The organism is Burkholderia sp. SIMBA_062 (assembly GCF_046534765.1).
Lineage (GTDB): Bacteria > Pseudomonadota > Gammaproteobacteria > Burkholderiales > Burkholderiaceae > Burkholderia > Burkholderia ambifaria.
On sequence record NZ_JAWRYD010000100.1, the window covers coordinates 1 to 657 of the forward strand.

Consider the following 657-nt stretch of genomic DNA (forward strand, 5'->3'; position numbering starts at 1 on the left):
CAAGTCCCTCAGTTCCTGAGTGGCCGCAGGCGGCACGAAGCTGGCGCGGATCAGCCCATGGGCCAGCAGGTCCGCAATCCACATCGCGTCATTGACGTCAGTCTTGCGTCCAGGCACGTTGCGAATGTGCTGCGCATTGGCCAGTATCAGCTCGAAGTGGCCTTCGAGAATGTGCCAGACTGGCTTCCAGTACACGCCGGTCGCCTCCATGGCGACGTGCGTGCAAGCGTGTTCGGTCAGCCAGTCGGAAAGTGCCAGCAGTCCGGTCGTGGTACTACCAAAGCTGCGCACTTCCTGGTGTGTGGGCGCCGAGACACAGCGCACACAGGCCACAATGATGTCCTTGTGCACATCAAGGCCTGCACAGCGGGGATAGAGTATCTGCATGGAACCTCCTGCCAGATGATTGGCAGCGGCAGCAGCCCTCGTTATCGAACTCTAGCAAGCGTGTTCCGGGGCAAACTTCACCCGCAGTCACAATTTGGGGTGCGCGCAGGGCTGCGGGTCCAACTTATTCACGGGCTTCACGCACCACTGAGTGGCCGACCTCGATCACCGCTGCACGCTCATATTACGCCCGGCTGGTACCGCTCCCAACGTCTGCGTCCGTTTCATCCCTCGGGGTCGGGCAACGCCCGATGGACAACTTATTCGCAG

The 657-nt window shown here is 60.9% G+C and carries 1 protein-coding gene; it reads right to left on the reverse strand.

The window, feature by feature from the left end; genetic code table 11:
* Positions 1-387: IS110 family transposase (locus SB786_RS35550; protein ID WP_410731478.1), on the reverse strand; the 387-nt coding region annotated here is incomplete at its 3' end.
* Positions 388-657: the final 270 nt, after the last annotated feature.